This window comes from Acidimicrobiales bacterium (assembly GCA_035316325.1).
Classification (GTDB): Bacteria; Actinomycetota; Acidimicrobiia; order Acidimicrobiales; family VFJN01; genus DASXTK01.
In genome coordinates, this window is sequence record DATHJB010000002.1 from 22323 (window position 1) to 36199 (window position 13877).

Here is a 13877-nt window from a genome sequence, read left to right on the forward strand (position 1 = left end):
GTGAGTGGATGGACGACGAGACCGACACCCGAGGGGCCGACATCCGGGGCATCGAGGCTCTGGTCGAGGACTACCGGGTGGGCTTCGCCACCCTCGACGCCGAGCGGCTCCTGGGGATCTGGGACCTGGACTACGACGTCGTCTACAGCCCCGTCGAGCTGATGCAGCCGGTCCGGGGTGCGCGGGGGCTCGACCGCTACTTCCGGGACGTCACCCAGGTGTTCGGTCGGGTGGTCGGCATGGACGTCGGCGACCTGACGATCGACGTGCTCGGCGACGTGGCGTACGCCTTCTTCACCTTCCGGTTCGCCGCCGAGCGGCCCGACGGCACCGACTTCGCCGTCGTGGGCCGCAACACCCTCGTCGCCCACCGCGTCGGCGCCGCCTGGAAGGGCATCCACTGGCACGAATCCCTCACCCCTCCCACCGACCCCTGACCGGTCGCCGGGGGTCGGCGGCGAGGGTTGTAGCGTCGGAGCGCCATGGCCGCCATCGATGTCGAGGGGCTCGTCGTCCGGTACGGGGACGTGGTGGCGGTGGACGAGCTGACGTTCGCAGCGGAGGCGGGGCAGGTCACCTGCATCCTGGGGCGCAACGGGGCCGGGAAGACCTCGACGATCGAAGCGCTGGAAGGGTTGCGGCGGCCGGCGGCCGGACGGCTCTCCGTGGTGGGCCTCGACCCCCGGCGGGACCGGGCGAGCCTCACCGCCCGCATGGGCGTGATGCTGCAGGACGGCGGCATCCACCCGGCGGCGCGGGTGGGCGAGCTGGCCCGCCACGCCGCGGCGCTGTACCCGACCCCGGTCGACCCCGACGGGCTGCTGCGCCGGCTGGAGCTGACGCCGCTGGCCCGGCGGACCTTCCGGCAGCTGTCGGGCGGCGAGCAGCGGCGCCTGGCCCTGGCGCTGGCGCTGATGGGGCGGCCCCAGGTGGTGTTCCTCGACGAGCCGACCGCGGGCGTCGACCCGGCGGGCCGCCAGCAGATCCGGGCCATCGTCGACGAGCTGCGGGGCAACGGCGTGACCGTGCTGCTGTCGACCCATGACCTCGACGAGGCCGAGCGCATGGCCGACCGGGTGGTGATCGTCGACCACGGACGCCTGCTGGCCGCGGGAACGTTGGAGGAGCTGCAGGTCGCCGCCGGCAACCAGGACGACGAGGTGCGGTTCCGGGCCCCCGCCGATCTCGACGTCGAGGCCCTCTCGACCCACCTCGACGGCATCCCGGTGACCGAGACCCGCCCCAACGAGTACCGGGTGGCCGCGGCGGCATCACCGCAGCTCGTCGCCCGGCTGACCGCCTGGCTGGCCGACCACGACGTCGCCCTGTCCGACCTCCAGACCGGCCGCCACTCCCTGGAGGACGTCTTCGTGCGGCTGACCGAGGACCCGAAGTGAGGGCCCTCCTCGCCCAGCTGCGCCTCGAGCTGGCGCTCAGCCTGCGCAACGGGGAGTCGCTGCTGCTGACCCTGGGGATCCCGGTCGGCATCCTGGTGTTCTTCTCGGTGGTCGACGTGCTGCCCATCGACGGCGACGCGGTCGACTTCCTGGCGCCCGGGGTGCTGGCGATGGCGGTGCTGTCGACCGCCTTCGCCAACCTCGCCATCGCCACCGGCTTCGACCGCTCGTACGGCGTCCTCAAGCGCCTGGGCACCACGCCGCTGGGCCGGCCCCGCCTGGTCGCCGCCAAGGTGCTGGCGTCGCTGGCGATCCTCGGCGTGCAGGTGGTGGTGATCGTGGTGGCCGCGGTGGCGCTGGGCTGGCGGCCGGAGCTGTCGCCGCTCCCCGCTCTGGCCGCGGTGGTGCTCGCCACCGTCGCGTTCGTCGGCCTGGCGCTGCTGCTGGCCGGGCGGCTCCCGGCGCTGGTGAACCTGGCCGTCGCCAACGCCTCGTTCGTGGCGCTGCTGCTGTTCTCCGGGATGGTCTTCCCGTTGAGCGAGCTGCCCGGTGGCCTCCGGGGCGTCGCCCGGGCCCTGCCCTCCACGGCGCTGGCCGAGGCCCTGCACGGCGCCCTCACCGACGGGGTCGACGTGCCCGGCCGGGTGTGGCCGGTGCTGGTGGTGTGGGCCGTCGCCGCATCCGCCCTGGCCGCCGCCTACTTCCGCTGGGAGCCCGACCGCTAGCCGGATCAGTCAGGCCGGGTGCGAGAATGCCCGGGTGACCGACGGTGTGGGCAGCCCCCTCGACCCCCGGGCGCGGGGCTTGTGGGCCGGGATGGCCGGCGCCACGGCCGCGGTCCTCGGCGTGGCCGCGACGATCGCCCTCCTGGTGCTCGGCGGTCCCTGGTGGCTCGCCCTGCTGGCGACCGCCGTGGTCGTGCCGGTCGCGGTCGTGGTGGCCCGCCTCGAGTGGGCCAGCTGGCGCTGGCACGACGGGCCGCTGGCGCTCGAGCTGCGCCACGGCGTGGTCTTCACCGAGGCCACCTACATCCCGTACCGGCGGATCCAGCAGATCGACCTGGAGCGCGGACCGCTCGACCGGACCTTCGGGCTCACCCAGCTGGTGGTGCACACCGCGTCGGCGACCACCGACGCCCACATCCCCGGGCTGCACGCCGACGACGCCGCCCGCCTCCGCCAGCACCTCCTGGAACGGGCCGGTGTCGACGACACCGTCTGACCCCCCGGCACCCCCGGCGCCATCCGCCCTGCCGACGGGCTACGCGCAGGAAGCGCCGCCGCCCCTGGGGACGGCCCGCCGCACCAGCCCCCTCACCGTCGGCATCGAGCTGGCGGCGCTGGTCGGGTCGGTCCTGTTCGAGCTGCTGACCCGCCGGCTGGGCCCCGAGACGCCGAGCAGCCCGTTCGACCCCGGCATGGCCACGATCCCGCTGCTGCTGCTCGGTCCCCGGGTGCTGCGCTGGTGGTTCCGCACCTACACGCTGACCGACACCCACATGGAGCTGAACGAGGGCGTCCTCCAGCGCCGCCACCGGGTGGTCCCGTACAGCCGGGTGCAGCAGGTGGACCTGCGCCGGCACCTGCTGGCCCAGATGTTCGGCCTCGGGGCGCTGCACATCGAGACCGCGGGCGAGGGCGGGGCGAGCGCGGTGTCGCTGTCGCTCCTCCGGATGGACGACGCCGCCTCGGTGCGGCGCTTCGTGCTCGACCGCCGCGACCACACGTCCGGTGCCGGCGCGTCGATCGACGGCGACGGCGGCGGCGAACGGGCGCCCGTGCTCACCTACGAGCTGGCCCGCATGTCGGTGAGTGACCTGCTGCTCTCCGCCCTCACCCAGGGGCCCGGCATGCTGACGACGCTGCTCCTGGCCGCTGCCTTCCCGTGGCTGCTGGGGGCGGCCGTCAGCGAAGAGCCGACCCTGGCCGGGGCGGTGGTCGCCGTCGGGCTGGGCCTGGGGCTCGTGGCGACGGTGGTCCACGCCGTCGGCCGGCTGCTGGGCGACTGGGGCTGGGTCCTGACCCACCGGGGCGACGACCTGCACCTGCGCGCCGGCTCGTTCAGCGTGCGCGAGCAGTCGGTGCCGCGGCGGCGGGTGCAGCGGGTGACGATCGTCGACAACCCGCTCCGCCGGATGTTCGGCTTCACCTCGGTGGTGCTGCACACGGCCGTGCCGGCGGGCACGCAGCAGGGCGTGTCGCCCCTGGTGGAGGTGCCGCTGCTGCGGCGCGGCCAGGTGGACGACTTCCTGGTGCGGGTGATGGGCCCGGACTGGACGGTGCCCGCCCTGGAGCCCCGACGTCCCGCGGCGGCGCGGCGCAGCGTGATGCGACGGCTTCTCCTGTTGCTGCCCGGCGCGGTGGGCCCGGGCCTGGTGTTCGGCGGCGTCGCCTGGGTGACCGTGGTCGTGGCACTGGGCGCCGTGCCCTGGGGCCGGGCCGCGCACCGGAGGGCGGGCCACGCCGTGGCCGGAGGGCGGGTGGCGCTGGCCGCCGGCGTGCTCACCCACCGGGTCGACCTGGTGCCGCTCGACCGCATCCAGAGCGCCCGCACCCGCTCGTCGCCGGCCCAGCGCCGGTTGGACCTGGCCACGTTCCACGTCGACGTCGCCGGCTCGACGTGGGTGGGCTCCCTCACCCGCTCCCCGAGCCTGTTCGACATGGACGCGGCCACCGCCGCCGAGCTCCGTCGCACCCTGCCGACATGACCGACGGCTGGGGCCCGGACGACGCGCCGCGCCTCCACCCGCTGACCTACCCGGGCCGCTGGCCGGAGCACTCCGTCCTCCTGACCCACGCGTCGCACCACCGCCTCGACCCCGCGTCGCTCGACGAGGCACTCGCCGACCGGACGCCGGTCCTCGCCGTCGGGTCGAACGCCTCGCCGGCTCAGCTCCGGTACAAGTACGCCGACGCCGACCCGCCGTGGGAGATGCCGCTGGTCCTTGCCGACGTCGAGGGCCTGGCCCCGGGCTTCACCGCCCTGGTCACCTCGGCCGGCTACGTGCCGGCGACGCCCGTCCTCGGCTCCCACCTGCGGTCACGGCTGTTCGTGCAGTGGCTCGACGACCCGCAGCTCGCCCTGCTCGACGCGACCGAGCCCGGCTACCGGCGCACGCCCGTCGACGCTCGCATCACGCTGCCGTCGGGCCGGGTGCTCGACGACTGCGACGCCTACGTCGCCGACCGCGGTGTCCTGGTCGACGCCGAGGGCGCACCGCGCTGGCTGTGCGACCAGCGCAGCCTGCTGACACAGCTCCTCCGCGAGTCGGAGCGCCTGCGGGCGGTCATGGGCGACACGCCCGACGAGTGGATCGAGCGGAGCCGCCGGCGCGAGGCCCGCCGCGCCGCCGACGAGATCCTGGTGGCCGAGGGCTGGGTGCGGAACGGCCCTCTCTAGGCGTCGGCGAAGAGCTGCATCGACGTCATCGCCGCCATGAAGACGCCGACCGCCAGCAGCAGCCCGAACACGAAGATCCGTCGGAAGATCGGGTTGTCGTACTTCAGGTGCATGAAGTAGGCGCACACGATCGCGAACTTGAGGATCATCATCGGGAACAGCGTGGCGATGAGCACGCCGGTGCCGGCGTCGTCGAAGAAGTCGTCGAAGACGTAGGTGCCCACCTCGAGCGCGGTGATGATCGCCAGGATGATGGCGATCACGATGTAGTTGCGGTCGCTCGGGTGGGCGTGCTCGTGCGTCTCGTGGTGGGGCTCGACCGGCGTTCCGGTGTGGGTGTGCAGGTCGGTGCTGGCGCTCATCTGTTCGCCTCCGTCACGGGATCAGGTAGACGATCGTGAAGATCAGGATCCACACGATGTCGACGAAGTGCCAATACAAGCCGAAGATCTCGACGGTCTCGGCTTTGTCGGGCCCGAGGTTGCCCCGCAGCGACATCACCACCAGCGACATCAGGAACATGATGCCGATGCTGACGTGCACACCGTGGAAGCCGGTGAGGGTGTAGAAGGCCGAGCCGAAGAGGTTGGTGGTGAAGCCCAGGCCCTCGTTCTGGAAGGCCGTGAACTCGTAGACCTGGCCGCCGATGAACGTGGCGCCCAGCAGCGCGGTGGTGGTCAGGAAGCCCCGGCAGCGACGGACGTCGCCCCGGTGGATCGCCCCGACGGCCAGCGCCATCGTCAGCGAGCTCATCAGCAGCACGAAGCTCGACACCGACGTGAACGGGATGTCGTACACGTTGGACGGGTCGCGCAGCTCCATCGGCCCGCTGATGCTGCGGTGCCGCAGCAGCAGGTAGGTGGAGATCAGGGCCCCGAACAGCAGGCAGTCGGAGCCGAGGAACACCCACATGGCCAGCTTCTCGTTGGAGATGCCGGTCGACGTGGCGTGCGCGTCATGCGTGTCGTGCGTGTCGACGGCGACGTCACTCATCGTTGATCCCTTCCTCCGAGCCGGCCGTGACAGCCGCAGGCTCGTCGTCGCCAGGCTCGTCGTCGCTGTGGTCGTCGTCGTCGCCGTGGTCGTCGTGCCCGTGCGCCGCTTCCGGGTCGTCGGCGGGCTCCAGGCCCCAGGCGAAGGCCGCCAGCAGGACCACCGCGCCGCCCAGGATGGCAAAGCCGAGGTGGAACATCAGGCCGTAGCCGATGAGCGGCAGGCCGGCAGCCATCACGATGGGCCAGTACGACGGCGACGGCAGGTGCACGTCGGTGGCGTCGCCCTTCTGGGCGACCTCCTCCGAGCTCTTCACCCGCACGACCTTGCCGGTCTCGTCCTCGGCGTACTTGCGGTGCCAGAACTCGTCGAGGTGCGACACGGTGGGCGAGGCGTCGAAGTTGTGGGCCGGGGTGGGCGACGCCGTCATCCACTCGAGGCTCCGGGCGTCCCACGGGTCGGGCCCGGGGTTCACCGGATCGGCCTTGTGCTTCCGCCAGCTCTTGACGATGTTGGCGAAGAACACCAGGAACGCCACGGCGATGATGAACGCGCCGACGGTCGCAACCTGGTTCCAGAACTCGAAGCCGTAGCCCTCCTTGTAGGAGTGCTGGCGGCGGGGCATGCCCTGCAGGCCCAGGATGTGCATGGGGCCGAACGTCAGGTTGAACCCGATCAGCGTCAGCCAGAAGTGGAACTTGCCCCACTTGTCGTCGAGCAGCCAGCCGAACACCTTGGGCCACCAGAAGTAGAAGCCACCCAGGAAGGCGAACAGCGCGCCGCCGAAGATCACGTAGTGGAAGTGGGCGACGATGTAATAGGTGTCGGTCTGTTGGGTGTCGGCCGGGGCGACGGCGTGCGTCACGCCCGACAGGCCGCCGATGGTGAACATCGTGACCAGGCCGATGGCGAACAGCATCGGCGTGGAGAAGCGGATCTTGCCGCCCCACATGGTCGCCAGCCAGTTGAGGATCTTCACGCCGGTCGGCACGGCGATGAACATCGTCGACATCGAGAACGCGGCCACCGAGATCGGCCCCATGCCGGAGGCGAACATGTGGTGGGCCCACACGCCCCAGCCCATGAAGCCGATGGCGATGCCCGAGAACACCATGAACGGATAGCCGAAGATCGGCTTGCGGGAGAACACCGGGATGATCTCCGACACCACGCCGAACGCCGGCAGCACCAGGATGTAGACCTCCGGGTGCCCGAAGATCCAGAACAGGTGCTCCCACAACAGCGGGTCCGCGCCCGCGGCCACGTTGAAGAAGTTGGCGTCGAACGTGCGGTCGAGCGTCAGCAGCACCAGCGCCACCGAGATGACCGGGATCGCGAACACCAGCAGCAGCTGGGTCACGAACGACATCCACGTGAACACCGGCATCTTCATCAGCGACATACCGGGCGCCCGCAGGTTGAGCACGGTGACGATCAGGTTGATCGCACCGACCAGCGAGGCGATGCCGGTGATCTGCAGGCCGAGGGCGTAGAAGTCCATGCCGTGGCCCGGTGAGAACGTGACGCTGGTGTTGGGGGCGTAGGCGAACCAACCCCCGTCGGCACCGCCGCCCAGGAACCACGACGTGTTGAGGAAGAGCCCGCCGAACAGGAACGTCCAGAAGCTGAAGGCGTTCAGCCGAGGGAACGCCACGTCCCGCGCCCCGATCTGCAGGGGCATCAGGTAGTTCATGAACGCCGCACCCAGCGGCATGACGACGAGGAAGATCATCGTCACGCCGTGCATGGTGAACACCTGGTTGTACAGGTCGGCGGAGTAGAGCTTGCTGTCCGGAGCGGTGAGCTGCACCCGGATCATCAGCGCCTCGAGCCCGCCCAGCATGAGGAACACCAGGGCCGCGGCCCCGTACATGATGCCGATCCGCTTGTGATCGACGGAGGTGAGCCAGCTCTTCCAACCGGTGGTGGCCGTCGGCCGGGTGAACACGCCCATGGGGCGCTCGGTCACCTGCGGGCCGGAGGGAAGCTGCAGGGCGGGGGTTGCGGGTCGTTCGACGATCGCCATCGCAATGCTCCTAGTCGAGCGTCTCGAAGAAGGCGACCAGCTGGTCGATCTGTTCTTCGGTCAGGTTCAGGTCGGGCATGCCGCGGCCGACGTCGGTGGTCTCGGGGTCGGCCGGCGCCATCGGCTTCTCCTCCGGCGGGTTGCGGAGCCAGGCCTCGAGGTCTTCCTTGTTCATCGTCCCGCCGATCTCGTCCCACTGGACGACGCCGGCCGGGTCGTCGGTCTCCCACAGGTCGAAGATCGCCCCGGCGAAGGCGCCGCGGGTGGCGAAGTGGGTGAGGTCGGGAGCGGGGCCCGAGACGAGGTCGTTGCCGCTGCCGGCCTCCTCGAACTCGTCGTCGTTGATGCCCCGGGCCAGGTGGCAGCGCGAGCAGGTGCCGGTGAACAGCTCGGCTCCGGCAGCCGCGTCGGGGTCGGTGGGCACCTGGGCGTCTTCGACCTGGTTGGCCACCCAGGCGTCGTAGTCGACCTGGTCGAGGGCGACGAGGCGCTGGCGCATGTAGGCGTGGGACAGGCCGCAGTACTCGGTGCACTGGCCGACGAACGTGCCGGCGTCGTCGGACTCGACGGTCAGCTGGTGGGTGCGGCCCGGCACCGCGTCCTTCTTCCCGTTGAGCTTGGGGATCCAGAAGGAGTGGATGACGTCGCGCGACTTGATCTCCAGCTTCACCGCGGTGCCGGCCGGGATGACCAGGTCGTTGGCGGTGACGAAGTCGACCTCGTCGTCGGCGTCGGTGTCGTACTGGTACTCCCACCACCACTGCTGGCCGACCACCGTGACCGACATGGTGGCCTCGTCGGCGGCGGCGTCGACGTCGAACAGCGTGGCGACGGTGGCCACCCCGACGACGGCCAGGAGCACCGCGGGGGCGATCGTCCAGGCGATCTCCAGCTTGAAGTTGCCGTGGGTCTGCGGCGGCAGCGCCTCGGGGTCGTCGTCCTTGCGCAGGCGGAACTTCCGCACCAGCAGCACCGTGCCGACCTCGACCAGCACGAACACGACGCCGGCGATGATGAACACCGGGTTCACGAGGTTGTCGATCGTGCGGGCGATGGGCCCCTCGGGCTCCAGCGTGTCCTGTGGCGCGTCCGACGCGCAGGCACTGAGCAGCAGCGCGAGCGACGCGAACGGCGTCGTGCGGAGGATCTTCCGGAGGGTCATCCGTGCTCGCCTTCTACTTCCTCTTCCGAGCCGATCTTGTGGAACTCTCGCTCGCCCGCCACCCCGGCGGCGACCCCCAGGCCGATGACGCCCACGGCGACCACGAGCACCACTCCGACGACGACGTTGGCACTGAGCTTCGGGCGAGCGGCCAGCACCCAGCCGAGCACCAGCACGACCGTCGCCAGGACGCCGGCCCCGATCACCGCGACGTCCTGCGACGCCGCCAGGAAGAACCGGGAGAACGCGATCACCACCACGGCGACGGCCAGCACGCCGCCCACCGGGAACTCGATGGGGTTCATGAGCCGGTTGCGGATGCGGCGGTTGGTGGCCGGGTCGCCGGTGGCGTGGTCGGCCCAGGTCTGCACCGTCCACTCGACCAGCACGATCCCCAGCACGATCACCCCGAAGACGACCAGCAGCGCCTCCCACACCAGGCCGACCACCAGCAGGCCGACGCCGAAGGCGGCGATGGCCGGCCAGTAGCTCACCCCGGCGGGCCGCGTGGTGGGCACCGTGTCGAGGTGCACCAGCTCGGCCTGCGCCTGGGGGTCGGCGTCGCGCCAGGCGGCGACGACCAGGCCCTGGGTGATGCTCAGCAGGCCGGCGGTCACGAGGACGCCGTAGCCGAGGAGGTCGCCGACGCTGCCCTTGTAGCCGACGGTCACGGGCCCCAGCCCGACGCCGCCGGTGGACCAGCCGTAGGCCGCGGCCAGAGCGAGCGTGACGACGCCCAGGCCGAGGAACCACTTGGTACCGGTGGTGATCATGAGTGCGGGGCCCTACTTCGTGATGTAGATCGCGTACCAGACCACCGCGTAGACCGCGACGGCGACGTACCAGAACAGTGCGGCGGCCTCGACGCCCTCGGAGGCGCGGCCGGTGAGCTGCCCTCCCAACGAGCGGAAGCCCATGACCAGCAGGTACAGCATCCCCGCCACCACCATGGCGACGTGGAGCCCGGTGATCACGTAGATCAGCACGGCCTGCGGGGTCTCGCCGATCACCAGCTGCGACTGCTGCCACAGGTAGGCGGTGTCGGTGATGAAGGCGGCACCGAAGACGAGGGTCACGGCGATGGCCAGCCAGGCGTGCACCCGGTCGTCGTTGCGCAGCGCGTACACCGCCCACGCCGCGGTGACCAGCGACATCAGCAGCGAGACCATCCCCATGTTGCCGGGGGTGAGCGGCATGACCGTGTCGTCGGGCAGCCAGCTGCCCTCGGAGGCCAGGCTCTGCGCCCGCACCTCGGCGTAGAGCGCCACGAGCGAGCACAGGCCGGCCGCGGCGGCACCGGCGGCGAGGGCCGTGCCGACGAGCAGCACCCGGGGACGGGGCGGCTCCGGCGCGGGTGCGGCGGTGAAGACCTCGAGAGCGGGGTCGCCGGTGCCGACGGTCCCGGTCCCGGTCGTGGCGATCGTGTCGGCCATCAGGCGGACGCCTCCGTGGTGTCACGCAGCGCGGCGTGGCGAGCGTCGTACAGCGGGGCCTCGGAGGTGATCTCCGGCAGGCTCGGGAAGTTCCCGACCGGCGGGGGCGACGAGGTGGCCCACTCGAGCGTGTGCCCGTTCCACGGGTCGTCGCCCGGGCCCGTGCCCCGACCGACCCGGGCGCCGAGCACGGCGAGGATGCCGAGCAGGGCGCCCACCACCACGACCACCCCGCCGATGGCGGAGACCAGGTTCAGCGTCTCGACCGTGCCCACCTCGTCGATGCCCGAGGTGTCGAAGGCCAGCAGGCGCTGCTGGTCGAGGAGGCCGGCGACGGCGTAGGGCACGGCCAGCACCAGGGTGCCGATCAGCAGGAGCGTGGCGACGAGCCGGGCCGTCGCCTCCGACAGCAGGTTGCCGTAGAGCTTGGGCGCCCAGAAGACGAGGCCACCGAACCCGGCGGTCAGGGCCGCCAGCAGCACCGCGTAGGTCTGGGCGGTCATCCAGGTGCTGCCCACCAGGTCGAGCGCGTCGATCGAGGTGGCAGCGCCGGCCGCGACGCCGACCAGCAGCAGGAGGCCCGACGCCAGGGCGAACAGCAGCGGGCTGGCGACCTTCACCTTGCCGGCCGCGAGCGTGGAGCTCCACAGGCCCAGGAGGGCGAGCACCGGGAGGACGATGGCCCAGCTCACGACGATCCAGGGCCCGTCGTGGAGCCAGGGCGTGAGGTCGGCGTCGTCGGCAGCGAAGGTGTCGATCCCGGCCTGGGCCCAGGCACCGAAGCTCAGCGCACCGAACAGCCCGACGAGGAACATCGCGGCCGAGTGCCGCTTGAGGCGACGCTGGGCGAACACCGGGACGATGTCGGCGATGATGCCGAGCGCCGGGATGGCGAAGGCGTAGACCGCCGGCTGCCAGAACACCCAGAGGATCTGGTTGTAGAGGCCGTCGGCGCCGCCCATGAAGCCGGAGCCGTAGACCAGGTCGACGTAGGCCAGCACCAGCAGCCCGGCGAGCACCGGCAGGGTCAGCAGCCAGATGGTGGTGGCGACCAGCATCGACCAGGAGAACAGCGGCGCGCGGCGCAGGCTCATCCCGGGCGCCCGCAGCGCGACCACGGTGGTGGCCACCGACACGCTGGCGGTGCAGAGCGCCAGGAGCACGGCGACCAGCGAGGCGACGAACAGCGCCACCCCGTCGGCCTCTCCCCCGAAGGGGCCGCCGTTGACGGCGTAGGAGGTCAGCACCAGGCCCCCGCCCACCAGGAACACCCAGTAGGAGGCGGCGGCCGCCCGGGGGAACGCCACCGTCGAGGCGCCGAGCTGGAGCGGCACCACCGCCAGGGCGATGCCGAGCAGCAGCGGCAGCACCACGAGGAACAGGCCGCTGATGCTGTGCAGCGTGTACACCTGCGCCAGCGTGTCGGCGCTGAGGACGTTGTCGGGCTTGTCGACGTCGACCTGCTCGAAGCCCACCAGCACGCCGGTCACCCCGGCGACGAGCAGGAAGAGCAGCGAGGTGCCGATGTAGAGCTTGCCGATCGACCGGGGGTCACCCGACCCGACCAGCGCGGCGAGCCCGGTCGGTGACACGGGCTCGGTGTCGACTGCGGCGACGTCGAGGACGTCGCGAGGAGCTTCGGTCACGGTCATGAACGCACCACGGGCAGGGAACTGGTTCGGCTCGGGAATCTAGTCACATGGAATCTCCGGCCACGAAATTGCTGACTGGTGGTCATTTCAGAGCAGTTGGTCCACGGCCATCGCGCCGAACAGCAGGGTGAGGTAGGTGATCGACCAGCCGAACACGCGCATGGCGAACGCCGGGTCGCCGCCCCGCAGCAGGCGGGCCGCGAACCAGGTGAACACGGCACCGAGCACGAGAGCGGAGCCGAGGTAGAGGTTCCCCATGTCGGCGACCGGGGCGAACAGCACGGTCACGCCCACCAGGAGCAGCGTGTACACGAGGATCCGGTTGGCGGTGGTCCGGAAGCTGGCCACCACCGGCAGCATCGGCACGTCGACCTTGGCGTAGTCCTCGCGGTACTTGATGGCCAGCGCCCAGAAGTGCGGCGGCGTCCAGATGAAGATGACGGCGAACAGGATCACCGGCGGCCAGTCGAGGCTGTTGGTGACCGCCGCCCAGCCGATCAGCACGGGCGCGGCGCCGGCGGCTCCACCGATCACGATGTTGTGGCTCGACGTGCGCTTCAACCACAGCGTGTACACGAACACGTAGAAGAGGCAGGCGCTGAGGGCGAGCACCGCGGACAGCAGGTTCACCGTCGTCCACAGGAACACGAAGGCGACGGCCTCGATGGCGACGGCGAAGGTGAGCGCGTTGCCGGGCGACACCGCGCCGCTGGCGATCGGCCGCTTCTTGGTGCGGTCCATCACCTTGTCGATGTCGCGGTCGACGTACATGTTGATGGCGTTGGCGCCGCCCGCGGCGAGCGTGCCCCCGATCACGGTGGCGACCATCAGCCACGGCGACGGCAGTCCCCGCTCGGCCACGATCATCGTCGGCACGGTCGTGACCAGGAGGAGCTCGATGATGCGGGGCTTGGTCAGCGCCACGTAGGAGCCGAGCGTGTGACGCCACGACGGTGTAGCGAGGGGGGAGCTGGCAAGCTCGGTCACGGACACTTCGGCGCAGCCTAGGACCGCCCGTTTCCGCCAGGCCAGGTGGGTCCGCGTAACGTTCCGAACATCACCCCTTCGACCTATCGCCGCATCACGTTGGTGACCTTGGCGTCGCTGGTCTTCATCATGGTGACCGGTGCCGCCGTGCGTCTCACCGGCTCCGGGCTCGGCTGCTCGACGTGGCCGTCGTGCGAGCCCGACAGCTTCACGCCACGCTCCGCGTCCGACGGTGCCGGCATGGTCGAGTTCGCCAACCGGCTCGTCACCGGGGCCGTCGGCCTGTTCACGGTGGCCGCCGTGGTGGGGGCGCACCGCCGTCGCCCCCGGCGTGACGACCTGTTCCGCTGGTCGCTGGGCCTCCCCGTGTGGGTGTTCGCCAACGCCCTGGTGGGCGCGGCGGTCGTGTGGCTCCACCTGTCGCCCAAGACGGTGATGGTCCACTTCCTGCTGTCGTTGGGCGCGGTGTGGAACGCCCTGGTCCTGCACCACAAGGCCGGTGAGGACGTCGAGCCTGGGACCTCGCCCGGGGCCGAGGTGGCGCGTCGGCCGTTGGCCGTGCCGTCGCTGCGGCGGGGCTGCGACGCGCTGCTGGCCGTCGCATCCGTGGTGGTGGTGACCGGGACGATCGTCACCGGGTCGGGCCCCCACGCCGGCGACGACGACGCCAACCGGCTCGGCTTCGACCTCGAGTCGGTGGTCCGCATCCACGGCATCGCGGTGCTGGTGTTCCTGGGGCTCACCCTGTGGCTGGTCCGCCGGGCCCGCCACGGCGACGCCGAGCCGTCGGTCACCCGGCGGCTCGAGTGGCTGGTCGGCGTGATCGTG

General features: G+C 71.2%; 15 protein-coding genes. 7 read left to right on the forward strand and 8 right to left on the reverse strand.

The features are described from left to right. Positions 1–8 precede the first annotated feature (8 nt). From VK611_00190 to VK611_00215, 6 genes are read left to right on the forward strand one after another with little or no spacing between them, the layout of a single operon-like run. Positions 9–437 (forward strand): nuclear transport factor 2 family protein, encoded by a 429-nt coding sequence (locus VK611_00190; protein HMG39707.1) that lies wholly within the window; start codon positions 9–11, stop codon positions 435–437. Positions 438–482: 45 nt separating this feature from the next. Then, the gene (locus VK611_00195; protein HMG39708.1) at positions 483–1397 is read left to right on the forward strand and encodes an ABC transporter ATP-binding protein; all 915 of its coding nucleotides are present in this window, start codon (positions 483–485) and stop codon (positions 1395–1397) included. Beyond that, positions 1394–2122: an ABC transporter permease gene (locus VK611_00200; protein HMG39709.1), complete on the forward strand. Its 729-nt coding sequence runs from the start codon at positions 1394–1396 to the stop codon at positions 2120–2122. The genes VK611_00195 and VK611_00200 overlap by 4 nt, the downstream gene beginning before the upstream one ends. A gap of 34 nt (positions 2123–2156) precedes the next feature. After that, a complete protein-coding gene (locus tag VK611_00205) occupies positions 2157–2618 on the forward strand; it encodes a PH domain-containing protein (protein HMG39710.1) in 462 nt (153 codons plus the stop codon). Continuing rightward, a complete protein-coding gene (locus tag VK611_00210; GenBank protein HMG39711.1) occupies positions 2599–4104 on the forward strand; it encodes a PH domain-containing protein in 1506 nt (501 codons plus the stop codon). The genes VK611_00205 and VK611_00210 overlap by 20 nt, the downstream gene beginning before the upstream one ends. Next, on the forward strand, positions 4101–4796 hold the full coding sequence (locus VK611_00215; protein ID HMG39712.1) for a hypothetical protein: 696 nt from the start codon (positions 4101–4103) through the stop codon (positions 4794–4796). The genes VK611_00210 and VK611_00215 overlap by 4 nt, the downstream gene beginning before the upstream one ends. Here the strand turns inward: VK611_00215 and VK611_00220 are convergent. The 8 genes from VK611_00220 to VK611_00255 all read right to left on the reverse strand — a co-directional run bounded on the left by VK611_00220 (position 4793) and on the right by VK611_00255 (position 13055). Further along, positions 4793–5158: a cytochrome C oxidase subunit IV family protein gene (locus VK611_00220; GenBank protein ID HMG39713.1), complete on the reverse strand. Its 366-nt coding sequence runs from the start codon at positions 5156–5158 to the stop codon at positions 4793–4795. The two genes, VK611_00215 and VK611_00220, sit on opposite strands and share 4 nt — an antisense overlap. Positions 5159–5171: 13 nt before the next feature. Beyond that, positions 5172–5789 (reverse strand): cytochrome c oxidase subunit 3, encoded by a 618-nt coding sequence (locus VK611_00225; protein ID HMG39714.1) that lies wholly within the window; start codon positions 5787–5789, stop codon positions 5172–5174. After that, a complete protein-coding gene (gene ctaD, locus VK611_00230; protein HMG39715.1) occupies positions 5782–7815 on the reverse strand; it encodes a cytochrome c oxidase subunit I in 2034 nt (677 codons plus the stop codon). The genes VK611_00225 and ctaD overlap by 8 nt, the downstream gene beginning before the upstream one ends. A 10-nt stretch (positions 7816–7825) precedes the next feature. After that, entirely contained in the window at positions 7826–8977 is a 1152-nt protein-coding gene (gene coxB, locus VK611_00235; protein HMG39716.1) for a cytochrome c oxidase subunit II, read from the reverse strand. Beyond that, positions 8974–9750 (reverse strand): hypothetical protein, encoded by a 777-nt coding sequence (locus VK611_00240; GenBank protein HMG39717.1) that lies wholly within the window; start codon positions 9748–9750, stop codon positions 8974–8976. Before VK611_00240 ends, coxB begins: the two co-directional genes overlap by 4 nt. Before the next feature lie 12 nt (positions 9751–9762). Then, positions 9763–10410: a cytochrome c oxidase subunit 3 gene (locus VK611_00245; protein HMG39718.1), complete on the reverse strand. Its 648-nt coding sequence runs from the start codon at positions 10408–10410 to the stop codon at positions 9763–9765. Next, positions 10410–12056: a cbb3-type cytochrome c oxidase subunit I gene (locus VK611_00250; protein HMG39719.1), complete on the reverse strand. Its 1647-nt coding sequence runs from the start codon at positions 12054–12056 to the stop codon at positions 10410–10412. Before VK611_00250 ends, VK611_00245 begins: the two co-directional genes overlap by 1 nt. Positions 12057–12149: 93 nt before the next feature. Further along, positions 12150–13055 (reverse strand): heme o synthase, encoded by a 906-nt coding sequence (locus tag VK611_00255; protein HMG39720.1) that lies wholly within the window; start codon positions 13053–13055, stop codon positions 12150–12152. Between the two features lie 96 nt (positions 13056–13151). Here VK611_00255 and VK611_00260 point away from each other — a divergent pair. Continuing rightward, the coding region (locus tag VK611_00260) for a COX15/CtaA family protein (protein ID HMG39721.1) at positions 13152–13877 on the forward strand (726 nt) is incomplete at its 3' end.

Bases quoted from the DNA above. Each gene is read 5' to 3' on its own strand.
- VK611_00190 (HMG39707.1), top strand. From the start codon at position 9: ATGGACGACGAGACCGACACCCGAGGGGCCGACATCCGGGGCATCGAG.
- VK611_00195 (HMG39708.1), top strand. From the start codon at position 483: ATGGCCGCCATCGATGTCGAGGGGCTCGTCGTCCGGTACGGGGACGTG.
- VK611_00215 (HMG39712.1), top strand. From the start codon at position 4,101: ATGACCGACGGCTGGGGCCCGGACGACGCGCCGCGCCTCCACCCGCTG.
- VK611_00220 (HMG39713.1), bottom strand. From the start codon at position 5,158: ATGAGCGCCAGCACCGACCTGCACACCCACACCGGAACGCCGGTCGAG.
- VK611_00225 (HMG39714.1), bottom strand. From the start codon at position 5,789: ATGAGTGACGTCGCCGTCGACACGCACGACACGCATGACGCGCACGCC.
- ctaD (HMG39715.1), bottom strand. From the start codon at position 7,815: ATGGCGATCGTCGAACGACCCGCAACCCCCGCCCTGCAGCTTCCCTCC.
- coxB (HMG39716.1), bottom strand. From the start codon at position 8,977: ATGACCCTCCGGAAGATCCTCCGCACGACGCCGTTCGCGTCGCTCGCG.
- VK611_00240 (HMG39717.1), bottom strand. From the start codon at position 9,750: ATGATCACCACCGGTACCAAGTGGTTCCTCGGCCTGGGCGTCGTCACG.
- VK611_00245 (HMG39718.1), bottom strand. From the start codon at position 10,410: ATGGCCGACACGATCGCCACGACCGGGACCGGGACCGTCGGCACCGGC.